The following is a 23,998-nucleotide window of genomic DNA, read 5'->3' as shown; positions in this document are numbered from 1 at the left end:
GTCACGAGGGCGAACTCTTCGTCCGCCAGCGGCGCCGCCGCCTTCGTTGTGGCGCTTTATAGGCCCCACCCAACGAAACTGTCAACACGCAAAATGACGATTTTCAAAAAACTTTCACACCAGGTTCGCATTACCGTCGATAATAGGCGAGAAGCCGCGAGCGGATACGCTTCGACGAGGAATCTCGCTCGATGCATGGTCACAGGCTAACGCGACTACGCTGCCCCTTATGGACAGTCGCCGCCCTCCCCCCATACTCCACAACAATCATATTTTCTGAATTGGCAGGCAGGCAGGCAGGCAGGCAGGCAGGCAGTATATACTCGCTCTGAAAGCTGCATAAAAAAACCGCCTCTGTCAAACAAAGGCGGTGCCGTTTGAAACCTTTTTTCGACAACGAGAACGATGCCGCTCAATGCGGAACATTCGCCCATACACGCCGCTTGACGAGATAGACAAGGCCGGCGAACAGCACAAGGAAAACCATGACGCGGAAGCCCGTCTGCTTGCGTTCTTCCAGATGCGGCTCCGCGGCCCACATCAGGAAAGCCGAGACGTCCCGCGAATACTGATCGACCGTCTGCGGCGCGCCGTCATCGTAGGTGACCTGCCCGTCCGAGATCGGCTTCGGCATGGCAAGCGACTTGCCCGCGATGAAATACGGGTTGTAGTGCGTACCTTCCGGAACCTGCATGCCCTCGGGCGGCGTGTGGTCATACCCCGTTAGAAGCGCATGGATATAATCCGGCCCCGCTTCGGCATATTGCGTGAAGAGGTCGAAGATAAAGGTCGGGAAGCCGCGCTCCACCGCCCGCGCCTTGGCGATCAGCGAGAAATCCGGCGGCGCCGCGCCGTTGTTGGAGGCCGCCGCCGCTTCCTCATTCGGGAATGGCGAGGGGAAATAGTCGGTCGCGATGCCCTTGCGGGTGAACATCTCGCCGTCCGAATTCGGGCCGTCCTGAACATCGTACTGGGCGGCGAAAGCCTTCACCTGGTCTTCCGTGTAGCCCAGTTCCGTCAGCGAGCGGAAGGCCACCAAGTTCATCGAATGGCAGCTGGAGCAGACTTCCTTGTAGACCTTGAGGCCGCGCTGCAGCTGCCCCTTGTCATAGGTGCCGAACGGACCTGAGAAGGACCATTTCTCTTGGCGCGGCTTTTCAATCGGAAAATGCGTCGGCTCCGCCGCGTTGTGCGCGTCATCCTGGGCGAACGCGCCGCCGATGGCGAGCGCGATACCGAGGCTGAGCGTAGCGAGGCCGGTGAGGATCGTTTTCATGGGACAGTCCTTAATTTTCGCTCAGCCGTTGGTTTCCGCGGCAGCCAAAGTGCCTGCGCCCTTGTTCTTCTCCAGCACCGCCTCGGTGATCGAGTTCGGCAGCCGCTTCGGCTTCTCGATCAGGCCGAGAACCGGCATGATGACGAGGAAGAAGGCGAAGTAATAGAGCGTCGCCACCTGCGCCATGTGCACATAGATGCCCTCCGCCGGGCGCGAACCGAGCCATCCAAGCAGGATGGCGTCGATCACGAACAGCCAGAACAGCAGCTTGTACCACGGACGATAGACGGCCGAGCGCACCTTGGACGTATCGAGCCAGGGCACAAGGAACAGCACCGCGATCGAGCCGAACATGACAAGCACGCCGCCGAGCTTGGAATCGATCGGGCCGATGTTGAAGGTGATGGCGCGCAGCATCGCGTAGAACGGCAGGAAGTACCATTCCGGAACGATATGGGCCGGCGTCTTCATCGAATTGGCCGGAATGTAATTGTCGGGATGGCCGAGATAATTGGGCAGGTAGAAGATGAAATAGGCGAACAGGATGAAGAACAGCACCATGGCGAAACCGTCCTTGACGGTCGCATAGGGCGTGAACGGCACGGTGTCCGTCTTCGACTTGACCTCGATGCCGGTCGGGTTCGTCTGGCCGGTGATATGCAGTGCCCAGACGTGCAGCACGACCACGCCCGCGATCATGAACGGCAGCAGATAATGCAGCGAGAAGAAGCGGTTGAGCGTCGGATTATCCACCGAGAAGCCGCCGAGCAGCAAGGTCTGGATTGGATCGCCGATGATCGGGAATGCGGTGAAGAAGCCGGTGATGACGGTCGCGCCCCAGAACGACATCTGCCCCCACGGCAGCACATAGCCCATGAACGCCGTCGCCATCATCAGGAGATAGATGATCACGCCGAGGATCCAGAGAAGCTCGCGCGGCGCCTTGTAGGAGCCGTAGTAGAGACCACGGAAGATGTGGCAATAAACGGCCACGAAGAACATCGACGCGCCATTGGCATGCATGTAGCGCAGCAGCCAGCCATAATTGACGTCGCGCATGATCTTTTCGACCGAGTCGAATGCGATGCCGGTGTTGGCGGCATAATGCATCGCCAGCACCACGCCGGTCAGGATCTGCGAAACCAGCATGATCGCCAGAATTCCGCCGAACGTATAGGCATAGTTCAAATTGCGCGGAACCGGATAGGCGATGAAGGAATCATAGATGAGCCGCGGCAGCGGCAGCCGCGCGTCGATCCATTTTTCGATGCCGGTCCCCGGCGTGTAGGTGGAATGTCCGCCACTCATATCGTGTCTCCCAAAAACCCTCAGAGCATGACCTCAGACAAGATCACGCGGATATCCTCACTAGCCGATCTTGATGTGCGTATCGGAGAGAAACGCGTACGGCGGAATATGCATGTTCTCAGGCGCCGGACCGCTGCGGATGCGCCCGGCCGTATCGTAGGTCGAACCATGGCAGGGGCAGAACCATCCGCCGAATTGGCCCTCTTCACCAAGCGGAATGCAGCCCAGATGGGTGCATACGTCGATCATGATGAGCCAGTTTTCCTTGCCCTTGCCGGCGGAGCGGCTGAGATCGGTGGCCTGCGCATCCGACGGCAGATTGGCATTGCGCGCGATCGGGTCTTTCAGATCGGAAATCGGTGTGTTCGCGCTATCAGAAACTTCCTTCGGCGTACGGTTGCGGATCACGATCGGCTTGCCGCGCCATTTGGCGATCAGCGACATGCCTTCGGTCACGGATGAAATGTCTACTTCGATCGAAGCGGCTGCCAGTGTCGAGGCGTCCGGCTGCATCTGGTCGATGAAAGGCCAAGCAAGACCCGCGGCGCCAACAGCGCCGGCCATCCCTGTTGCGATATAGAGAAAATCACGCCGTGTCGGCTCAGCCGTATCGTGTGCGCTCACGAGACCCATCCCTTTCCTCATTCCCGCGAGGCTCCGCACCCCCTCATGAGTTCGGCCCATGACGAATGGGCCGGCGGAATCCCCCGGCATGCTGCCAAGGTTTCTAGGGGTGATGTTGTAGCTTGTCCAGACGGGAGGATGGCAGGACGGCACGATGTCGCAGGCTGCAGTGAAAAAGAATTTACGACTTCTTCCCACCTTCGCTATTCCCGATGCCGTAACGCCTCGACGAGGGCGACAAAGGCGGGAGAGGACTGGCGGCGGCTCGGATAATATAGATGGTAGCCGTCCCAGTATGGAGAGAATTTCCGCAGGACCCGGATCAGCCGTCCATCCTCGACATAAGGCAGGATAATTTCTTCGGGAATGTAAGCAAGGCCAAAGCCGTCAAGGACGGCTTCGAGCGAATGAAAAATATGGTTGAAGGTTAGCTGGCCATCGACCCGGATTTTTACTTCACGGCCGTTTTCCTCGAACTCCCATGCATAAAGACGTCCCGATCCGGGAAAGCGGAAGTTGATGCAGGCATGGCCGGTAAGATCACTGGGATGAACGGGTTGTGGGTATTTGGCGAAATAGGAGGCAGACCCGACGACCGCGAGACAAAAGTCGGGGCTGATCCGGGCCGAAATCATATCCTTCGCCAACTGGTCGCCCATGCGCACACCGGCATCGTAACGCTCATTGACGATGTCGGTAAGCCCATTATCCAGGACCAGTTCGACCTTGATCTCGGGATATTCGGGCAAAAACTTGCACAGCTTGGGCCACAACACATGCTTGATCGCATGGTCTGACGCGGTGATGCGAATTGTGCCCGCAGGCTTATCCCTCAATTCTCCGAGAGCATCGAGTTGAGCCTCGATCTCATCGAAATGAGGCGCAATGCCATTCAGCAAACGTTCCCCCGCATCGGTGAGCGATACGGCGCGGGTGGTCCGCGTAAGCAGCCGGACGCCGAGCCTCGTTTCCAGCTGGCGTATTGTGTGGCTCAATGCCGATTGCGAAACGCCGATCCTGGCAGCGGCCTTGGTAAAACTGCGCTCGCGCGCAACGACCAGAAAAGCCATCAGATCGTTAATGTTTTCGCGCGCCACTTATGAAGCCCTCTCATAATAAGAGGCTCATTGTACACTGGGCGGCCAAAAATAATACAGCAGGTGAATGGCGGCCTGGCGACGGCCAGCTCTGGCGTTGCCTATCTCACATGCTGAATCCGGATAGAAATCGGGCCGGCGCGGTCGAAAATCGAGACATCGCCCGTTACCTTGCCGAGAATGACAATTCCGGGCTCAGGAATGCGCCCGCTGCGATAATAGATCACAAAATGATCAGATCCCCAAAGGCCAAGCGTCCCAGCCGAAAAGTCGCGCCGCCGCGCGACTTCCGGAAGGGATGCGGGCAGGTTGCCGGTCTTTTCCTGGCGCAGATGGTCCCGCATTTCAATCGTGATCGGCAACAGCTCCAACAGCGAACGCGCCGCAGCGTTGTCGGCCAGTTCAGCCGTGACATTTCCCCATTCGGAGGAAATCCGGATGCGTTCTTGCGCCATGGCATGTCCTGTCGACAGAAGGGTGAAACCAGCGGCAATCAACGAAAGGCGCCACATAGACGTTCTCCTTGTCAGCAACCCGCCTACGCGGCGAGGTGCTGATTGAAGAAGCTTGTCAGCTTGTCGAACGGAATCAGATCGACCCGGTCGTAAAGATCGACGTGACCGGCGCCGGAAACCCACACGAGTTCCTTCGGCTCGGCTGCGCGCTTGTAGGCATCTTCGCTGAATTCTTTCGAGTGAGCCTGATCGCCGCTGATGAACAGCATCGGGCGCGGCGAGATCGTCTCAATGTCGTTGAACGGGTAAAAATTCATAAACTTGACATTGCTCGTCAGCGTCGGATGCGTCGTGGTTTCAGGCGAACCGCCCGCCGGTGTAAATTCGCCGCGCGGCGTGCGGTAAAAATCATAGAACTCGCGCTGAATGGGGTGGGTGTCGGCGGTGAGCTGATGCGTCGTGCCGCTGGTATATTCGGTCTTGCCGCCCGCAAATTCGACGTAGCGCTGTTTGGCTGCATCCGCGATGATCTGCTTGCGCTGCTCGATGGAAAGGGAATGATTGAGCGCGTTCCGGTTGGCCGCCCCCATGTCATACATGCTGACCGTCGCGATGGCTTTCAAACGCGGGTCGATCTTGGCCGCACTGATGATGAAGCTGCCGCTGCCGCAAATACCGATGCCGCCGATGCGTTCGCGGTCCACAAACGACTGCGCGCCGAGAAAATCGACCGCGGCGCTGAAAGCCTCGGCATAAAAATCCGGCGAAACGGCATTGCGGGGCTGGCCCTCGCTCTCACCCCAGAAGGGCAGATCGATGGACATGGCGACAAAACCCTGTTCCGCCATTTTCGTCGCATAAAGATCCGCGCTCTGCTCCTTCACGGCGCCCATCGGATGGCCGACGACGAGGGCTGGATAGCGCGCGTTCCTGTCGATATTCTTCGGAAGAAACATATTTCCCGCGACGTTGGCCTGGTACTGACTTTTGAAAGTGACCTTCTCCAGCGTTACCCGATCGCTTTTGTAGAAATTGTTCGCGCCTTTGGACATGTCCTGAGCCTCTGCAAAAGGAATGCTGAAAATCGACATGACGCCAAGCGCCGCCGCGCCGGCTCCTGTCGCTTTGAGAAGCTTCCGGCGGCCAATATCCGGCTGGCGCTCGTCGTTCATGTCTAAAGGATGATGCTTGTCAGCCATTCGGGTCTCCTCTGTTGTCGCGCTCCGATTGAGCGACGCCAGCAGGAAGATAGGTCCGACGCGGCAGGAAGATTAGCCCGTTCAATCAGCTTGCTGCTATGAGCAGAATTCATGAATGTCAGATGGCGGGGAGGCGCGCGTCGTCCCTATGCCGCAGCCGTCAAAACAAAATCCGCTTCGATTTCCTCATAGGGAACCCAGATTTTGTTATCTTCGGTCTTTTCTATCAACCCCCATTCCACAAGAGCCGACACATCTTCATGAACCCGCTTGATTCCGCGGTCCAACGAACGCGCAAGGCCTCGAATGCTGGAGGGGCCAATTTTTTGCAGGTGCTCGATCAGTTCCCAACGCTTCGGCGTCAGGACGGAGAATAGCTGCGCCGGCGAACTGAACGTGAAAACCGCCACGGGCTCTTGCTGCTCGCCGGCTTTCCAGGCGGCGGCGAAACGCTCTCCCATCGCCTTGATTGCTGCCATGTCGTCCGGCTCATGACGGATTTGAATAACTGCCCGGCTCATTGGTTCAATCTCCTTCCAACTTCCGCAAGGAAGTCATCCTTGAGTTGATCGACACTGATGAAGACATAGGAACGCTCGATACCGTCGAGATGGCAATGATCGCCTTTTCCACGCTCATTATCGAAACCGACTATTCGCTTGCCGTCTCGCCCGAAGAATAGGCGGTACTTGTACGAATGCGTACTGCCCGGCACCGGATATGGCAGCTCCCAGATGACCATTTCCACGATTGAACCATCGCCGAGGATACGCTTCTCATGAAAAAGTTTCTGAGCCTTCATGCTGTCTACAAATAATATCTGCATAAAACGATGTCAAATACGACAACACTAATGTTCGTTACGCTTCCCATCCGAGCAATATCACTTGCAATATCACAAACTCCACCCAATATGATGGCATGAGGCTAGTGCTTGATACGGCAACCATGATCGCAGCCATCCGCAGCGATGCGGGCGCGTCCCGTCGCCTGCTGATGGGAGCGTTGGAGAAGCGGGTGACGATCGTTGTCTCCGTAGCATTGATGGTCGAGTATCAGGCGGTCATGACGCGGTCGGAGCATCTGAAGGCATCCAGATTGAACATCGAAGATGTGGACGCCTTGCTCGATGCGGTGGCAGCCGTGGCGGAACCCGTGCGCCTCGCCTTTTTGTGGCGGCCAATGGTTCGAGACCCAGACGACGATATGGTGCTCGAAGCGGCAGTGAACGGGAACGCGAATGCCATAGTGACATTCAACATCCGCGATTTCAGTGAGGCTGCCTGGCAATTCGGAATTGAGGCAATCTCACCGGGCGAAGCATGGAAACGACTGGAGGTAAGGATATGAGGAAAAGTAATTTCGCGCTGAGACTTCAGCCCTCGCTTCTCGACGAGGCGCGCAAGGTGGCGGAGAGCGAAGGCGTGGCGCTGAACCAGCTTATCAATGTTGCGGTTGCAGAAAAGCTTTCAGCGCTGCGAACGGAGAGTTATTTTCAGGAACGCGCCGCGCGCGCCGATATTCCCAAAGCACTCGAAATTCTTGGCCGCGCCGGCAAGGGGAAGCTGCCCGCCAAAGGCGATGAAATCATAGAGTGAATCGGGATCAACTGCCGTTACTCTTCCCGCCCGATAAACCCGCCCGATTGCCTTGCCCAAAGCCCAGCGTAAATCCCGCCCCGCGCCAGCAACTCCTCATGCGTCCCCTCCTCGACGATGCGCCCGTGATCCATCACCACAAGCCGGTCGAGCCGGGCAATGGTGGAGAGGCGGTGGGCGATGGCGATGACGGTCTTGCCTTCCATCAGGCTGTGGAGGTTCTCCTGAATCGACGCCTCCACCTCTGAATCCAGCGCCGAGGTCGCCTCGTCGAGGATGAGGATGGGCGCGTTCTTCAGGATCGCGCGGGCGATGGCGATGCGCTGGCGCTGGCCGCCGGAGAGCTTTACCCCACGCTCGCCGACAAACGCCTCGAACGCCTTGCGGCCCTTGAAATCCTCCAGCGAGGCGATGAACTCATCGGCCTCCGCTTGCCGCGCGGCGGCGAGCACATCCTCCTCCGACGCGTCGCTGCGTGCAATCAGGATATTATCCTTCAATGAGCGGTGCAGCAGCGCTGTTTCCTGGCTGACCACGGCGAAAGCCTGCCGCAACGATACCTGCGTCACGTCGCGGATATCCTGCCGGTCGATCAGAATACGCCCCTTCTCCACATCGAAGAGCCGCAGGATCAGGTTGATAAGCGTCGTCTTGCCCGCGCCGGAGTGGCCGACAAGGCCAACGCGCTCGCCGCCCTTGATCGAAAGGCTGATATTATCGAGAACCCCGCCCTCCTTGCCGTAGTGGAAGATGACATGATCGACCTTGATCGCGCCTTTGGTGACTTTGAGCGGCTTAGCGCCAGCACGATCCTCCAGCCCGAGCGGCGCGGCGACGAGGCGCATCGAGTTTTCGATCAGGCCAAGCTCCCGCAACATGCCGTTGAGCTGCATCATCAGCCGGTGCAGCATCATGTTGAGCCGCAACACCAGCCCGAGCGTGAACGACACCTCGCCCACCGTCATCGCACCCTTGGTCCACAAATCGATGGAAAGCGCGGCCACCGCCACGATCATCAGGCCCGAAAGCGCCGTCAGCGCCATGCGCACCCCAGTCAGCGACCGGAAGAATGGCAGGAGCGCGCCCAGAAAGCGATCGAACCCCTCGCGCAGATAGGCTTCGTCCCCATCGGGCGTATTGAGCTTGATCGTCTGGATGTTCGAATAGCTGTCGATGATGCGCCCATTGATCATCGAGCCCGTCTCGGAGACCTCCTCGGCCTGCCGCCGGATCACCGGCAGGTAATGCCGCCCGATGAAGCCGAACACGATGATCCACACCACAACAATCGCCGCCAGCCGCCAGTCGAGGCTGCCGATGAGCATCAGCGTCGTGACGCTGTAGACCGCCATATACCAGATGACCTGAATCAGCGTGAGGATGAAATCCCCCGCCGCCTGCCCCGCCTGCCACACCTTGGTGGCGATGCGCCCGGCAAAATCATTCTGGAAAAAGGCATAGGACTGGCGCAGCACATGGGCATTCGCCTGCCAGCGGATCAGATTGTAGAAACCGGGGGCGATCGTCTGGTTTTCCACCAGCGCACCGAGCGCCGTAACCACGAGGCGGACGAAAAGCACCGTCACCGCCATGAAGATGAGTTCCGGCCCCGCCCGCGCGATAAGCGTCGTCCAGCTCCTGTCCGGCGCCTGGTTCAGAATATCCACCAGCCGCCCGGTGAAATAAAAAAGTCCCGCCTCCACCAGCGGCAGCAAGCCGGAGGCAAGCAGCGCCAGCAGAAGCGGCCCCTTCGCCTGCCCGGCATAATGCCAGAGAAAACGCAACGTCGTGCCGGGCGGACGCAGATCGTCCGTCTTGCGGAAGGGATCGACCCAGCGTTCGAACAGGCTGTAAATGGCGTTCATATTGATATTCTAGGGGAATAAGGGAGTAAGGGAATAGGGGAGTAAGGTTGTCGTATCAGAAACGCTGGCGCTCTACGTCGCCCCCTCTGTCCTCTCTGTCCTGCCGGTAGTTCGCCCCCTCCTTCCCCCTTGCGGGGAAGCTGCCCGCGTTAGCGGGCGGATGGGGGTGGTGACGTTTGCGCTTTTACTGGAAACAATGGCGCACGCGTCACCCCCCCACCCGACCCTACGGGCCACCCTCCCCGCAAGGGGGAGGGAAGGCGCGCGCCCGGCACGGCAGGACAGAGGAGGTGCCGTAGGGCGCCAGCAAGACAAAAATTGCCCCCTACTCCGCCGCCACCTCCTCCGCCCGGTCGTCGAACCCGAGAAACCCGCCCGACTGCCGCGCCCAGAGCCCGGCGTAAATTCCGCTCCGTGCGATCAGTTCCTCATGCGTGCCGTCCTCGACGATCCGCCCCTTGTCCATCACGATCAGGCGATCCAGCGCGGCGATGGTGGAAAGGCGGTGCGCGATGGCGATGACGGTCTTGCCTTCCATCAGCCGGTAGAGATTGTCCTGGATCGCCGCCTCCACCTCCGAATCGAGCGCCGATGTCGCCTCGTCGAGGATGAGGATCGGCGCGTCCTTCAGGATGACCCTGGCGATGGCGATGCGCTGGCGCTGGCCGCCCGAAAGCTTCACCCCGCGCTCGCCCACATGCGCGTCGAAGCCCCGGCGCCCATGCGGATCGCTCAGCGACTGGATGAAATCGCCCGCCTCCGCGCGCCGCACCGCATCCAGCATCATCTCTTCGGTCGCATCCGGACGGCCGTAGAGAACGTTGTCGCGCACCGAGCGATGCAGCAGCGAGGTATCCTGCGTGACCATGGCGATATTGGCGCGCAATGAATCCTGCGTCACCTTTGATATATCCTGCCCGTCGATAAGGATGCGCCCGCCTTCCAGATCGTAGAAGCGCAGCAGCAGATTGACCAGCGTGGACTTGCCCGCGCCGGAGCGCCCGACAAGGCCGACCTTTTCACCCGGCCTGATCGTCAGCGACAGACCGTCGAGCACGCCCTTGCCCTTGCCGTAATGGAAGCGGACATTGTCGTAGGCAATCTCGCCCTTCGTGACCTGCAGCGCCGGCGCGCCCGGCGCGTCCATGACAAGCTGGGGCCGTGCGATCGTGTTCATGCCGTCCTGCACCGTGCCGATATTCTCGAACAGCGCCGACATTTCCCACATGATCCACTGTGACATGCCGTTCAAGCGCAACACGAGGCCGATGCCGACCGCCACCGCGCCGATCATCACCGCCTGCCCAAGCCACAGCGCGATGCCGATCCCGCCGACGGCAAAGAGCAAGAGGCAGTTCATGAGATACAGCGAAAAGGAGAATTTCGTCACCAGCCGCATCTGGCTGTTGACCGTATCCTGGAAGGTCACGAGGCCCTCGCGGGCATACGCCTCCTCCCGCCGGGAATGGGAGAAGAGCTTGACCGTCGCGATGTTCGTATAGCTGTCGACGATCCGGCCCGTCATGGTCGAGCGAGCATTCGCCTGCTCTTCCGAGACGGCGCGCAATTTCGGGATGAAATAGCGCAGCAACCCGATATAGCCCGCCACCCACACCAAAAACGGCATCATCAGCCGCCAATCCGCCGAGGCGGCGATGACGAGCGTGCCGGAGAAATAGACGATGACATAAACCAGCACGTCGAGAAGCTTCATCGCCGTCTCGCGCACGGCAAGCGCGGTCTGCATCAGCTTGGTCGAGACACGGCCCGCGAACTCGTCCTGGAAGAAGGTCATCGACTGGCGGATGAGATAGCGGTGCATCAGCCAGCGCACGCGCATCGGAAAATTGCCGAGCAGCGCCTGATGGATGACCAGCGAATGAAACAGCACCACCGCCGGGAGCACCACCAGCACCACCCCCGCGATCAGCGCCAGCCGCCAGCCTTCACTTGTCAGAAACGTCTCGCGCGACTGATGCGAAAGCCAATCGACGATATTGCCGAGAAACGCGAACAGCGACACTTCAAGCGCCGCAATCGCCGCCGCCCCAAGCGCCATCAGCCCGAGCCACAGCCGGACGCCTCGTGTATAATACAGGCAGAACGCCAGCAGCCCCCGCGGCGGCTCGCCAAGTTCGCCTTCTGGATAGGCGTATATTCTGTCTTCGAACCAGCGGAACATGATACATCCTCATATGCGGCGGCCTTGCGGTTCCGGCAAGAGCGCACGGATAGCCAATCCCGCTTCTTTTAGCGAGGGTTTTAGCTGCCAGCATTGCTTCCAATTCATCCATGCATTACGAATTGATGACGGACCTTGATGCGGATGATTGAGCCAGACCGGCCCGCACCCTCCTTCCCCCTTGCGGGGAAGGAGGGTGCGTTAGCGGGCGGATGGGAGTGGTGACGTCTGCGCTTTTGGTGACGATCGTCACGCAAACGTGACCACCCCCACCCGGCCCTTCGGGCCACCCTCCCCGCAAGGGGGAGGGAGGGCGCGAACCTGTCGTCCACCACTGTTCGCCGACGTGTCCGCATTAAAGCCCCTCCCCAAGAGACGCCTCCATGAATCTCCGCATCGCCCTTTACCAACCCGATATCCCCGGCAACACGGGCACAATCCTGCGCATGGCGGCCTGCCTCGGCATTGGCGTGGATATCATCGAACCGGCGGGGTTCGACATCTCCGACAGGGCCTTGCGCCGCGCCGGAATGGATTATCTCGAACAGGCCGCCCTCACCCGCCATCTCGACTGGGCTGCTTTCGAGGCATGGCGAAAGCGCGAAGGCCGCCGCCTGGTGCTGTTCTCGACCAAGGGCGCCGAACCCTATACGCGCTTTACCTTCAACCCCGGCGACGTGCTCCTCTTCGGGCGTGAATCGTCCGGCGTGCCCGATCATGTGCATGAAGGGGCAGATGCGCGATTGCTGATCCCAATGGTAGAGACCGCCCGCTCGCTCAACCTCGCGCTCACGGCGGCGATGGCTGCTGGGGAGGCGATGAGGCAGCTTAATCAGCCGGAATATACGCTTGAAAGGCTCGTGGCGGATATTACTCCCGGCAATTCCCACGAAGAATTGGATTTTGGCGCTCCGGTCGGCAAGGAAGCGCTCTGAAGACAGTTGCTGTCGGCAACGACGCACTAATCCGCCGTCGGCAACCGTCGCATGGTAAACTCGATCACGTCGCCCGGCCGCTCGCACCAGCTTTCGATCTCGGTCCAATAGGCCGCCTTGGGAAACATGGCGAACCATTCCCGCGCCTTTTCGCGGGCGTCAGGGCGCGGCAGCGTGAATGTCTCGCGCACAAAGCCATCGCGCGGCAGGCGCTCCTTGCGGGCGCGGCCTTCTCGCAGCTGTTTGCGCAGCCCGCTGAGTGGCGGGCGGGGTAGATTGGCTGCCATGGCGAACCCTCGCAAAAACCCTTGGCCAGCCCAAGGTAGCTTGGATAAAGTGGCAAGACGAGTCATTTCTTGGGAGTCAAAGTGCCGCTCCCGATCTTATCCCTTTGCCGCATCACGCTAATTTTGCTATCACTTAATAAAAAAGGATTAATTTTCTAATGCAACGCCCTGAGATTCCCACCGACCTCCCCCCCGAACTTGAGGAAAAGAAAGCCCTCGCCAAAGCCTGGTTCGAGGAATTGCGCGACAAGATTTGCGCGACTTTTGAACAGCTTGAGGATGAGCTTGAAGGCCCGCTTGCCGACCGCGAGCCCGGCCGTTTCGTCCAGACCCCATGGCAGCGCGAAGAAGGCAATGGCGGCGGTGGCGTCATGTCGGTCATGCATGGCCGCGTGTTCGAGAAGGTCGGCGTGCACGCCTCGACCGTGTTCGGCGAATTCTCGCCCGAATTCCGCAGCCAGATCCCCGGCGCGGAAGAAGACCCGCGCTTCTGGGCGTCCGGCATTTCGCTCATTGCTCATCCGCAGAACCCCAATGTGCCCGCCGTGCACATGAACACACGCATGGTCGTCACCTCGCGCCAGTGGTTCGGCGGCGGCGCGGATTTGACGCCGGTGCTGGATCACCGCCGCACACAGGACGATCCCGACACGATAGCCTTCCACAAGGCGCTGAAGTTCGTCTGCGACAGGCATTCCAATGTCGCCGACTATGATAAGCTCAAGCAATGGTGCGACGAATATTTCTTCTTGCCCCATCGCGACGAACCGCGCGGCATCGGCGGCATCTTCTACGACTGGCTGCATTCCCCGGAGGAAGCCGGCGGGTGGGACGCGGATTTCAATTTCACCCGCGACGTTGGTCGTGGCTTTTCGGTAATCTACCCGCACCTCGTGCGGCAGAACTTCAACCTGGACTGGACCGCCGAAGACCGGCAGGAACAACTCGTCCGGCGCGGCCGCTATGTCGAGTTCAACCTCCTCTACGACCGTGGCACTCTCTTCGGCCTCAAGACCGGCGGCAACGTCGACGCGATTCTCTCATCCATGCCGCCAGCGGTGAAATGGCCGTAATTTAAAGGCAGTAGGGCAGTAGGGCAGTAGGGCAGTAGGGCAGTAGGGCAGTAGGGCAGTAGGGCAGTAGGGAAAGAATATTGCGCGAATGGGCAATAGCAAATTCCAAAACATACTGCCCTATTGCCTTACTGCCCTATTCCCCTATTTCTGATTCCTCAGCTTCTCCGCCTCCGCATAAAACTTCTTCTCCCATTCATTGTGGTTATCCAGCCCCTCCTTGATGAAGGGCGTGAAGATGGCGAGGTTCATCAGGCACCAGTTGACGAAGCGAGCGGGGAACTTCAGCGGCTTCACGAAATCGACGAACAGCACCACGCGCGTCTTGTCGGTGTGGTTCCAGGCTTCGTGCTCATAGGCATCGTCGAAAATCAGCACCTTTCCTTCGTGCCAATGGCAGACCTGCTTGTCCACGCGGATGGCGAGCTTGTCGTTCGGTTCCGGCACGATCAACCCCAGATGAAGCCGCAGCACGCCATTATAAGGCCCGCGATGCGGAGGCAGGTGCTTGCCTGGCTCGAAGATCGAGAACATTGCCGTCGTCAGGCCCGGTATCTTGTTCACGATACGCCAGGTTTCGGGGCAGGCATTGATGTTCTGCTCCGACTTCACGCCGAACCCAAGCAGGAAGAAGGTCTTCCAGCGATTATCGGTCGAGATCGTCTTCACATCCGTCGAGATGTCCTGGAACGAAGGCAACTCGCTCTGGCGCAACAGTACCTTGTCCAATTCCCCACGGATGGCCGGCCATTCCTTCTCGATCTCCGCCGACCAGGGAAAAGTGGCGTTGTCATAAACCGGCGGATTGCCAAGCTTGGCATATTTCAGATTGAGCCGCTCGGCAAAGGCAACGATCCCCATGAAAAACCGGGTGATCCGGCTTGGCCTGTCCATGGGCGCGAGGCCATCGGTGCCGAAATTCTGCTTGGGTTCCTGCTCTATCGATGTATTGACGCTCGACATTCTCACTCACTCCAACACTGGCACATCGCCAGCCATAGAATAGCTAAATCACGGCTGAATTTTACAGATGCTTAATTGTTCGTTTTATTGCGATCAACTTTGTCCAGAAGCGCCGATCGGTCAAGTTTAAAACCGGAGTCGATCCAGAAAGTTTCAAGCGACCGCAATTGTTCTCCAAGCACCGGGCCCTTTTCCATGCCCAGTGCCAGTAGATCCCCCCCCGTAACCGGGAAGACTGGAGCTGCATAGCTTTCCGCGTTCTCCAGCTGACGCGCGAAGCCGCCGGCACGCATCATCGCCTCATCGCTGCCCGCGGCTGCCTCGCGCGCCGCCGCATAGGCAAGCCGGATGCGGTCCAGCACCGCCTGTTTGCTGCCGCGATAGATCATCTTCTTCAATGCCTGCTCGGAAAGCTCCGGCTTCACCGCATCGGCGCGCGCCCATGCTTCAAGCCGCGCCCTCTCGGCATTCGCCATTTTCAGCCGCTTGCCCAATTCCTCCATGCGGACGGCATCAGGCGGAACGATGCTCATCAGCCGCAGCAGCGGATCGGCCTGCCAGCCCAGATCCTGTTCGGCCCGCACAAGCCCATGAATGGCATCGATGCCCCATTTCTCGCTTTCCGGCAGGACCACGTTCAGGACACCCGTCTGACGCATCCAGAGCAGCGCTCGCGAAGGATCGGGCGCTAAGAGAAGCTTCTTCATCTCCTCCCATATCCGCTCCTTCGACAGGCCCGTAAGCCCATCCTTCAGCCGCGAACAGGCCTTCAGCCCCTGCGCTTCCGGCCGCCCGGTTCCATACCAGGCGAAGAAGCGGAAGAAGCGCAGGATGCGCAAATAATCTTCCTGGATCCGCGCCTCGGCATCGCCGATAAACCGCAACGTCCGCGTCTCGATATCCTTGAGGCCGCCGACATCGTCGATCACCGTGCCGTCCGCTTTGGCATAGAGCGCGTTGATGGTGAAATCGCGCCGCTCCGCGTCAAGCCTCCAGTCACGTCCAAACGCGACCTTCGCCCGCCGCCCATCGGTTTCGAGATCGGCGCGCAGTGTCGTCACCTCGAAAGGCTTGCCGGCGGCGACGACCGTCACCGTCCCGTGCTCGATGCCGGTCGGAATGGCCTTGAAGCCAAGGCCTTTCGCGCGGGATATGGTCTCTTCGGGCAATGTCGTCGTCGCGATATCGATATCGGCAACCTTCTGGCCCATAAGCGTATTGCGCACCGCGCCGCCCACGACACGCGCCTCCTCGCCGCCGCTCGAAAGCGCGGCCAGCAGCGTCTGCAGATGCTTGTTGGAGAGCCACGGCGCACGCCCGGCTATGGAAACAATATCGTTCACTTGAAAATCTCCAGATCATCGGCAGGCGAAATCGGGAAGATTGCGCCCTTCGACCACACGGCGAACATCTTTTGGACGCCGATTTTCATTTCTTCGCCCCGCGCCACCAGATCATACATGACCGGCCGCGCCAGCAATGCCTCCAACCGCCCGCGTACCGTGAGGTACGGTTTCAGTCCTCCATTCGCCTCGTCAATTTCGAAACGCAACGGATGTTCCGGCCCCGCTTCCACCACATCGCCCACATTGGTGCGGAACGTCAGGACCTGGGTAGCCCCCTCGCCCGACACATCCATCTCCACCGCCAGAAACGGCGCATCCTCGACGCGAATACCGACTTTTTCCACCGGCGTCACCAGATAGGTGCGGCCATCCTCATCCTTGCGCAGGATCGTCGAAAAGAGCCGCACCAGCGGCTGGCGGCCGATCGGCGTCCCCATATAGAACCAGGTCCCATCTGCGCGGATTTCCATTTCGATATCGCCGCAGAAATCCGGGTTCCACTTCTCCACCGGCGGCAAGCCTTTTTCCCCCGCCTCGGCGCGCGCACGGGCGATAAGCGCCTCCAGCCCGGAGGCGTGTTGCGGAGTTGACCTGCTTTTTTCCATGCGACTCAGTCTATCCATCGATAATTAAGGATACGCCACGAAATAGTCATCGTCCCCCGGCTTGTCAGCACGTCAAAGTGATTTAACTTATTGCAGGCTACGCTGCGCCCTTTAGGGTCAGCACCGGGGAATGTTGGAGAGGGAAACCATGAGCGTCGTTACAACAGCCGATCCCATCGACCCCAAGGTGCTGGTGGCCGAAGCCGAGCGCGCCCTTGCGGACATCGCAAGAATTCGCGAAGCCGTAGGCACGGTTATCTTCGGGCAGGAAAATGTCGTCGAGCGCGCGCTGGTGGCGCTGCTGGCGGGCGGCCATGCGCTGCTGGTCGGTCTCCCCGGCCTTGCCAAGACCAAGCTGGTGGAAACGCTGGGTACCGTGCTGGGACTGGACGAGCGCCGCATTCAGTTCACGCCCGACCTGATGCCATCGGATATCATCGGCTCCGAAGTGATGGAGCAGGATGCCGACGGACGCCGCTCCTTCCGCTATGTGAAGGGGCCGATCTTCGCCCAGCTCCTGATGGCGGACGAGATCAACCGCGCAAGCCCGCGTACGCAGTCCGCGCTTCTGCAGGCCATGCAGGAATATCATGTGACCGTCGCGGGCGAGCGCCACGACCTGCCCTCCCCCTTCCATGTGCTGGCGACGCAAAACCCGCTGGAGCAGGAGGGCACCTATCCGCTTCCCGAGGCCCAGCTTGACCGCTTTCTCATGCAGATCGACATCTTCTATCCGGAACTCGACGCGGAACGCCGCATTCTGCTGGAGACCACCGGCACTTTGCAAGCAAAGGCCCGCGAAGTCATCACCGCAGCGCGGTTGAAGGAAATGCAGACACTCATCCGCCGCATGCCGGTTTCGGAAACGGTCGTGGAGGCGATCCTGAAACTCGTGCGTTCCGCCCGCCCTGGAGAGGGCAACAACGAGGCGGATCGTCATATTGCATGGGGACCGGGCCCGCGCGCGAGCCAGGCGATCATGCTCTGCGCCCGGGCGCGCGCGCTCTATGATGGCCGTCTCGCCCCCTCGGTGGACGATGTGAAGGCGCTGGCGGAGCCAGTCCTCCAGCACCGCATGGCTCTCACCTTCGCCGCCCGCGCCGATGGCATGAACGTTCGCGACGTCATTGCCAATCTCGTGAAGGCTGCCATTTGATGGCGGCGCTTGGCGCGCTTGCCGAACCGGCCTTAACAGCCGACGCGCTTGCCCGCGCCAGGCAGCGCGCGGCGCTTGTACCGGACCTTCTGGTCGAGGCCCGGCGTGTGGCCAATACCGCCATCAGCGGCTGGCATGGGCGCCGTCGTCGCGGCATTGGCGAGAATTTCTGGCAGTTCCGGCCCTACAACCAGGGCGAGGCGCTGTCGCGTATCGACTGGCGGCGCTCGGCCCGCGATGATCACACCTATGTCCGCGACCGCGAGTGGGAAGCCGCGCATACCGTCTGGCTCTGGGCCGATCCCTCCGCTTCCATGCGGTATAAGTCCAACCTTGGCGAAGTTTCCAAGGAGTGGCGCTCACTCATCATCACGCTGGCGCTGGCGGAACTCCTGTCGCGCGGCGGCGAGCGCATCGCCTTCCCCGGCATCGCCGATCCATTCTCCGCCCGCAACGGCGCGGAAAGGCTGGCCACGGCTCTTAGCCACGCCAAAACCATGCCTGCTTTGCCCGATGTCGCCAATGTCAGGCGTTTCTCCGACATCGTACTCGTCAGCGATTTCCTCCATCCGCTCGAAGAGATGCTGGCACTGCTCGACCGGCTGGCGCAGCGCGGCGCCCATGCGCATTTGATCGAGATCGCAGACCCGGCGGAAGAGGTGTTTCCCTATTCCGGCCGCACCGAATTCAGCGACCCGGAAACAGGCGAGCGCATCACCGCGGGCCGGGCTGAAAATTACGCGGAGGAATATCGCAGGCTCTACCTCGCCCGCCGCGAAACGTTGGCCCACCATTGCAGGCGGCTTGGCTGGAGCTTCACCGTCAATCGCACCGACCGCCCGGCGTCGGAAGCGCTGATGCGGGTGCATATGCATATGTCCGGTCCAGGAGCCGCGGCATGAACGCGCTTCCGCTGGCTTTCGGCGCACCGATGCTGCTTGTCGGCCTCATCACGTTGCCGGTGATCTGGTGGCTCTTACGCATGACGCCGCCGCCTCCGCAAAAAGAGGTGTTCCCGCCGCTCAAAATTCTAGCCCATGTGCTGAGACAGGAGCAGACCCCCAACCGAAGCCCGTGGTGGATGACGCTGCTGCGCCTCCTCATAGCCGCGCTGGTAATTTTAGCGCTGGCGGAACCCGTCTGGAACCCGCGCCCCGTCACGCTCTCCGGCAACGGGCCTGTCGCCATCATTGTCGATAATGGCTGGGCATCCGCCGAGGCGTGGGAGCAACGGCGCGAGACGGCGGAGCGACTGATCGCAGACGCTGCACGGGCAGGCGCGCCGATCTATCTGGTCGGCACGGCGGAGCGCGCCAACGCGCAAATCGGCCCGTTCGACGCAGCCGGCGCGCGGGAGCGATTGCAGGCGATGGAACCACGCCCGATCCCGGTTGACCGGAAGGCCGCATTCGAACGCCTCGCCCCGGCGCTCGCGCCTACGCCCGGCGCCCGCATCGCCTGGCTCAGCGACGGCATCCTTACCGGCGACGCTGAGGATGCAACCAAATCGCTGGAAAAAAGCGGCGCGGCCTCACTGCTCTGGTACAGGCCGGATACCGCAAACCTCCTCGGCCTCACCTCGGTCGAAAATGGCGCCGACGCGCTCGTGGTCCACGCCATCCGGCCGATGGGCGCCGGCGGGTCGCGCAGCGCCACCGTCGCCGCATTCGACAACAAAGGCCGGCGCATTGGAGAAGCCAGCCTCGCCTTTTCCCCCGGAGCGAGCGTGGCCGAGGCTCGCATCGCGGCGCCGATCGAGTTGCGCAATGATTTCTCCAGCCTGCGCATCGATGGCGCCAGCCAAGCTGCTGCGACACGTCTGCTCGACGACAACACGAAGCGCCGGCGCGTGGCGCTGCTTTCCGGCGCCGAGGCCGATGTCGCCGCCGCCCAGCCGTTGCTTTCGCCGCTCTATTATATCTCCCGCGCCCTGCAGCCCTATGCCGATCTGATCGAGCCGCGCACCACCGATCTTGCCCAGGCCGTCCCGGAACTGCTCGACCAGAAACCGTCAGTGCTCGTGATGGCCGATATCGGCAAACTGCCGCAAGCCGCCGAAGAGCGGCTCGCCGATTGGGTATCCAGGGGCGGAACGCTCATCCGCTTCGCAGGCCCAAAACTTGCCGGCGCGAGCAGTGACGATACATTGCTGCCGGTCACGCTTCGCCGCGGCGAACGCGCGCTTGGCGGAACGCTTACCTGGACCGCGCCGCAGCCGCTTTCGGCGTTTGCGGCGTCAGGCCCGTTCGCCGGACTAGCCACGCCCAAGGATGTCACCGTGACGCGGCAGGTGCTGGCGGAGCCATCTCCCGACTTGCCCGAAAAGACGTGGGCCAGCCTTGCCGACGGAACGCCGCTCATATCAGGGGAAACACGGGATCGGGGCCGTATCGTGCTCTTTCATGTCGCGCCCGACGCCGCGTGGTCCAATTTACCCATCAGCGGCGTCTTCGTCGAAATGCTCCGCCGCATCATTGTCCTTTCACGCGCGGGCGGCGGCGAGAAAGGTTCGAGCGCCGTCTCGCTACCGCCCTATCTGATCCTCGCGGCGGATGGCTCGCTGAAACCACCCGCGCCGGAAACCAAGCCCCTTGCCGTGGGTGGCGATGGTGCCCCGCAAGTGAGTTACGACAACCCGCCCGGCTTCTACGGCTCCGATGATGCGCTTTATGCGCTCAATCTCCTGGGCTCGAAATCGGAGCTTGCGCCGCTGATCCAGCCATCGCTCCCCTTTCCCGTCTCGGCAACGGTCTATGCAGCGGACGAGTCGATCTCTTTGCGCGGTCCCCTATTCGCCGCAGCCGCCATGCTGCTGGCGCTCGATACCCTGCTGATGCTGTGGCTCGGCGGCCATCTCCGCCTGCCCCGGCGCAAGACAGCCGCCCTCGGCATCATGCTGCTGGCGGGCTTTTTCACGGCAGCCGCACCGTTTTCAGGCGGACATGCCTTGGCCCAGGTGGCGCCATCCGCGCCCGACGATGCAAAACCCGGCGACCAGGCGATGATATCAGCGGTTTCAGCCACCCACCTCGCCTATATCGTCACCGGCGATAAGGCTGTCGATGACATCAGCAAGGCCGGGCTGGAAGGCCTGACCCAATTTTTGAAGGAGAAGACCGCGCTGGAGCCGGGCGAGCCGATCGGCGTCGATCCGGCGCGTGACGAGCTGTCGTTCTATCCGCTGATCTACTGGCCGATTGACGCCAATGCGCCGATGCCGAATGAAACCGCGATCGCCCGCGTCGATGCCTATATGCAAGGCGGGGGAACCGTCCTCTTCGACACTCGTGACGAGCTTGCCGCAAGCGCCGCGCCCGGCGGAACCACCCCCTCCGGCCAACGCCTGCGCGCCATTCTCGACAGCATGAACGTGCCGCCGCTCGAACCCGTTCCAAGCGATCATGTCTTGAGCAAATCCTTCTACATCATGCCGGATTTTCCCGGTCGCTATCGCGGCGCCCCGCTTTGGGTGGAAGCCTCGCTCAATGGTGAAACGCGCCAGGATCGCCCGGTACGCACCGGCGACGGGGTCAGCCCCATCCTCATCACCGCCAACGATCTGGCGGGTGCATGGGCCATTGATTCCCGAGGCGCGCCGCTGCTGCCCACCGTGCCGAACGATCCGATGCAGCGCGCCTATGCGCTGCGCGGCGGAGTGAACATCATGATGTATATGCTCACCGGCAACTATAAATCCGATCAGGTGCACGTCCCGGCTCTGCTTGAGCGGCTGGGGAACTAGCTGTTTGATCCCGAAAAGTTGCAGACTTCCAGGTAAGATCATGCGGAAAAATAAAATGAGATGCGGATGATGCAGCACATATCCCTCGATTTTCAGCCGCTTTTCTCGATGCCCTGGCTCGCCGCGATCCTTGGCCCGCTGGCGCTGCTGGTGCTATCAGGGCTGTTTTTCCGCAGTCGCGGCGGCTTCATCCGGCTGTTGGCGCTCGTAGCCCTCGCGCTCGCCCTCCTCAATCCGGTGCTAACAGATGAAGAGCGCGAGCCGCTGAAAAGCGTCGTCGCCGTCGTCGTCGATCGCAGCCAGAGCCAGGATCTGGGCAACAGGCAAGCCGATGCCGACGCCGCCTTGACGAAGGTACAGCAAGAGCTTGGCAAACTGCCGCAATTCGACGTGCGCGTGGTCGAAGCAGGCCGCTCAGGCAGCACGTCAACCCGGCTGTTCCAGGCGCTGGGGACTGCTTTCCGCGATGTGCCGCCCTCGCGCGTCGGCGGCGCGATCGTGATTACCGACGGTCAGGTGCACGACATTCCGCAGAACGCCGCCGCGCTTGGCTTCAATGCGCCCCTGCATGGATTGATCACCGGAACACCCGAGGAGATCGACCGCCGCATCCGCTTCGTGAATGCGCCGCGCTTCGGCATCACCGCCAAGCCGCAGCAATTCGTCTATACCGTCACCGATGAAGGCGGCGCTTCACCGGGCGAAGGAACGGCGCGTGTGCAAACCCTCGTAAACGGCGAAGTCGTGAATGAGCAAAACGCGCGCATCGGTGTCGAGACGCCAGTGGAAGTCACCTTGCCCCGGGCCGGCGCCAACATCGTCGAAATCCGTACCGATCCCCTGCCCGGCGAACTGACCGAAACCAACAATCGCGCCGTGACAAAGGTCGATGGCATCCGCGACAATCTGAAGGTACTGCTCGTCTCGGGCGAACCGCATAATGGCGAGCGGACCTGGCGCAATCTTCTCAAATCTGACGCCTCCGTCGATCTCGTCCATTTCACCATTCTGCGCCCGCCGGAAAAGCAGGATGGCACGCCGATTCATGAACTGTCGTTGATTGCCTTCCCGACGCGCGAGCTTTTCGTGGAAAAGATCGAGGATTTCGATCTGATCATTCTCGATCGATATCAGCATCGCGACGTGATGCCTCTGATCTACTATGATTTCATGGCCCAATATGTGCAAAACGGCGGCGCGTTGCTCATCGCCGCCGGGTCCGAATATGCCGGTGATCGATCGATCGCAAACACGCCGCTTTTCAACGCCCTGCCGGCGCTTCCGACCGGTGGGATCACCGAGAAGGCCTTCTATCCGCGCCTGACCGATCTGGGCAAACGCCATCCCGTAACGCGAGGTCTGGAAGGCGGAGGCCAGGAACCGCCGCATTGGAGCCGCTGGTTCCGCATCGTCGATGTGAACCAGCCACAGGGCGAAACCATCATGAACGGCGCCGACAACAAGCCGCTCCTGGTTCTCAACCGGGTCGGTGAAGGCCGTGTCGGCATGTTCCTCTCCGATCAGGGCTGGCTCTGGGCGCGCGGCTTCGAGGGCGGCGGCCCCTATGCCGCGCTCTACCGCCGCATCGCCCACTGGCTAATGCAGGAACCGGAACTGGAGGAGGAAGCGCTAACGGCGAGCGACAATGGCGGCGCGCTGCAAATCCGGCGACAGACGCTCGGCGACAATCCCGGTAATGCCAATGTCGTCACTCCGTCCGGCAAGCGACTGGAAGTACCGCTTATACAGAGCGGACCAGGCATTTTCAGCGGCACGCTTCAAACCGATGAAATCGGCCTGTTCCAGGTCGCCAACGGCGATTTGAACACGCTTGCGCATATCGGCCCCGTCGACGCGCCGGAATTCGCCGACAGCGTCTCGACCATAGCCAAGCTGGAACCGCTGGCAAACGAGACCGGCGGCAGCGTCCGGCGCCTGCGGGCGGCGCCCGGTCAGGCAGACATCGAGACGCCCGGTATCATCTCCGTGCGCAACGCAGGTGCGGCAAGCGGCAAAAGCTGGATCGGTTTGCACGAAACCGGCGATACGGCGCTGAAAAGCGTGCACAGCCTGCCGCTCTTCTCGGGCTTCCTGGCCCTTGCCGCCATGCTGCTGGTGCTGGGGGGCATGTGGTATCGCGAGGGGCGGTAGGGGCAGAAATTTCTGCTCGACGTTCTCACCCCCCTCTGCCTTGCCAGGCATCTCCCCCTCAAGGGGGGAGATTGGCTGACACAAATTTTGCTGCCCAATCTTCAACGTTTGCGATTGGTGCCAACCTTCATGAAGG

21 protein-coding genes and 1 pseudogene are annotated in these 23,998 nt (G+C 60.9%); 8 read left to right on the top strand and 14 right to left on the bottom strand.

What is annotated here, in order from left to right:
• Positions 1–412: 412 nt before the first annotated feature.
• The 8 genes from C7477_RS13575 to C7477_RS19230 form a co-directional block, all read right to left on the bottom strand.
• Positions 413–1,276, bottom strand: a complete 864-nt coding sequence (locus C7477_RS13575) for a cytochrome c1 (protein ID WP_110753008.1) — start codon at positions 1,274–1,276, stop codon at positions 413–415.
• Positions 1,277–1,297: 21 nt separating this feature from the next.
• Positions 1,298–2,584, bottom strand: a complete 1,287-nt coding sequence (locus tag C7477_RS13570; protein WP_110753006.1) for a cytochrome b — start codon at positions 2,582–2,584, stop codon at positions 1,298–1,300.
• Positions 2,585–2,644: 60 nt separating this feature from the next.
• On the bottom strand, positions 2,645–3,208 hold the full coding sequence (petA, locus tag C7477_RS13565; RefSeq protein WP_110753027.1) for a ubiquinol-cytochrome c reductase iron-sulfur subunit: 564 nt from the start codon (positions 3,206–3,208) through the stop codon (positions 2,645–2,647).
• A 203-nt stretch (positions 3,209–3,411) separates the two neighbouring features.
• A complete protein-coding gene (locus tag C7477_RS13560) occupies positions 3,412–4,305 on the bottom strand; it encodes a LysR family transcriptional regulator (protein WP_110753004.1) in 894 nt (297 codons plus the stop codon).
• A gap of 101 nt (positions 4,306–4,406) precedes the next feature.
• Positions 4,407–4,817 (bottom strand): cyclophilin-like fold protein, encoded by a 411-nt coding sequence (locus tag C7477_RS13555; protein ID WP_110753002.1) that lies wholly within the window; start codon positions 4,815–4,817, stop codon positions 4,407–4,409.
• Positions 4,818–4,843: 26 nt separating this feature from the next.
• The gene (locus tag C7477_RS13550; RefSeq protein ID WP_181418421.1) at positions 4,844–5,959 is read right to left on the bottom strand and encodes an alpha/beta hydrolase; all 1,116 of its coding nucleotides are present in this window, start codon (positions 5,957–5,959) and stop codon (positions 4,844–4,846) included.
• Between the two features lie 146 nt (positions 5,960–6,105).
• Positions 6,106–6,480, bottom strand: coding sequence for an HVO_A0114 family putative DNA-binding protein (locus tag C7477_RS13545; protein ID WP_110753000.1), 375 nt, complete (start codon positions 6,478–6,480; stop codon positions 6,106–6,108).
• On the bottom strand, positions 6,477–6,701 hold the full coding sequence (locus tag C7477_RS19230) for a toxin-antitoxin system TumE family protein (protein ID WP_342633280.1): 225 nt from the start codon (positions 6,699–6,701) through the stop codon (positions 6,477–6,479). Before C7477_RS19230 ends, C7477_RS13545 begins: the two co-directional genes overlap by 4 nt.
• Positions 6,702–6,907: 206 nt before the next feature.
• Between C7477_RS19230 and C7477_RS13535 the strand changes: the two genes are divergently transcribed.
• Positions 6,908–7,309, top strand: coding sequence for a putative toxin-antitoxin system toxin component, PIN family (locus tag C7477_RS13535; RefSeq protein WP_245411836.1), 402 nt, complete (start codon positions 6,908–6,910; stop codon positions 7,307–7,309).
• Complete coding sequence (locus C7477_RS13530) at positions 7,306–7,557, top strand: toxin-antitoxin system HicB family antitoxin (RefSeq protein ID WP_110752994.1); 252 nt, start codon at positions 7,306–7,308, stop codon at positions 7,555–7,557. Before C7477_RS13535 ends, C7477_RS13530 begins: the two co-directional genes overlap by 4 nt.
• Before the next feature lie 17 nt (positions 7,558–7,574).
• Here the strand turns inward: C7477_RS13530 and C7477_RS13525 are convergent, their stop codons facing one another.
• Together C7477_RS13525 and C7477_RS13520 are read right to left on the bottom strand one after the other, a co-directional pair.
• Positions 7,575–9,422 carry an ABC transporter ATP-binding protein gene (locus tag C7477_RS13525; RefSeq protein WP_110752992.1) on the bottom strand — a complete coding sequence of 616 codons (1,848 nt, stop codon included), beginning with the start codon at positions 9,420–9,422 and terminating at the stop codon, positions 7,575–7,577.
• Positions 9,423–9,747: 325 nt separating this feature from the next.
• The gene (locus tag C7477_RS13520; RefSeq protein WP_110752990.1) at positions 9,748–11,604 is read right to left on the bottom strand and encodes an ABC transporter ATP-binding protein; all 1,857 of its coding nucleotides are present in this window, start codon (positions 11,602–11,604) and stop codon (positions 9,748–9,750) included.
• Between the two features lie 383 nt (positions 11,605–11,987).
• Between C7477_RS13520 and C7477_RS13515 the strand changes: the two are divergent.
• Positions 11,988–12,434, top strand: a pseudogene (locus C7477_RS13515) (tRNA (cytidine(34)-2'-O)-methyltransferase); the annotation flags it as partial.
• A 131-nt stretch (positions 12,435–12,565) separates the two neighbouring features.
• Here the strand turns inward: C7477_RS13515 and C7477_RS13510 are convergent.
• Positions 12,566–12,826, bottom strand: coding sequence for a hypothetical protein (locus C7477_RS13510; RefSeq protein WP_110752986.1), 261 nt, complete (start codon positions 12,824–12,826; stop codon positions 12,566–12,568).
• A 158-nt stretch (positions 12,827–12,984) separates the two neighbouring features.
• On the opposite strand from C7477_RS13510, the gene hemF reads away from it, so the two are divergent.
• Complete coding sequence (gene hemF / locus C7477_RS13505; RefSeq protein ID WP_110752984.1) at positions 12,985–13,899, top strand: oxygen-dependent coproporphyrinogen oxidase; 915 nt, start codon at positions 12,985–12,987, stop codon at positions 13,897–13,899.
• A gap of 144 nt (positions 13,900–14,043) precedes the next feature.
• Here hemF and olsC read toward each other — a convergent pair whose 3' ends face one another.
• The 3 genes from olsC to C7477_RS13490 all read right to left on the bottom strand — a co-directional run bounded on the left by olsC (position 14,044) and on the right by C7477_RS13490 (position 16,831).
• Positions 14,044–14,862, bottom strand: coding sequence for an ornithine lipid ester-linked acyl 2-hydroxylase OlsC (gene olsC / locus C7477_RS13500; RefSeq protein WP_110752982.1), 819 nt, complete (start codon positions 14,860–14,862; stop codon positions 14,044–14,046).
• 71 nt (positions 14,863–14,933) lie between these two features.
• On the bottom strand, positions 14,934–16,205 hold the full coding sequence (locus tag C7477_RS13495) for a CCA tRNA nucleotidyltransferase (RefSeq protein WP_110752980.1): 1,272 nt from the start codon (positions 16,203–16,205) through the stop codon (positions 14,934–14,936).
• Positions 16,202–16,831 (bottom strand): DUF1285 domain-containing protein, encoded by a 630-nt coding sequence (locus C7477_RS13490; protein ID WP_110752978.1) that lies wholly within the window; start codon positions 16,829–16,831, stop codon positions 16,202–16,204. Before C7477_RS13490 ends, C7477_RS13495 begins: the two co-directional genes overlap by 4 nt.
• Before the next feature lie 130 nt (positions 16,832–16,961).
• Between C7477_RS13490 and C7477_RS13485 the strand changes: the two genes are divergently transcribed.
• The 4 genes from C7477_RS13485 to C7477_RS13470 all read left to right on the top strand — a co-directional run bounded on the left by C7477_RS13485 (position 16,962) and on the right by C7477_RS13470 (position 23,862).
• The gene (locus C7477_RS13485) at positions 16,962–17,969 is read left to right on the top strand and encodes an AAA family ATPase (protein ID WP_110752976.1); all 1,008 of its coding nucleotides are present in this window, start codon (positions 16,962–16,964) and stop codon (positions 17,967–17,969) included.
• Positions 17,969–18,871 carry a DUF58 domain-containing protein gene (locus C7477_RS13480; protein ID WP_110752974.1) on the top strand — a complete coding sequence of 301 codons (903 nt, stop codon included), beginning with the start codon at positions 17,969–17,971 and terminating at the stop codon, positions 18,869–18,871. Before C7477_RS13485 ends, C7477_RS13480 begins: the two co-directional genes overlap by 1 nt.
• Positions 18,868–21,711, top strand: coding sequence for a DUF4159 domain-containing protein (locus tag C7477_RS13475; protein ID WP_110752972.1), 2,844 nt, complete (start codon positions 18,868–18,870; stop codon positions 21,709–21,711). Before C7477_RS13480 ends, C7477_RS13475 begins: the two co-directional genes overlap by 4 nt.
• Before the next feature lie 69 nt (positions 21,712–21,780).
• A complete protein-coding gene (locus C7477_RS13470) occupies positions 21,781–23,862 on the top strand; it encodes a hypothetical protein (RefSeq protein WP_425373573.1) in 2,082 nt (693 codons plus the stop codon).
• Positions 23,863–23,998: the final 136 nt, after the last annotated feature.

The organism is Paramesorhizobium leguminum (assembly GCF_003217235.1).
Lineage (GTDB): Bacteria > Pseudomonadota > Alphaproteobacteria > Rhizobiales > Rhizobiaceae > Paramesorhizobium > Paramesorhizobium leguminum.
This window is presented reverse-complemented; position numbering and strand designations above follow the sequence as displayed.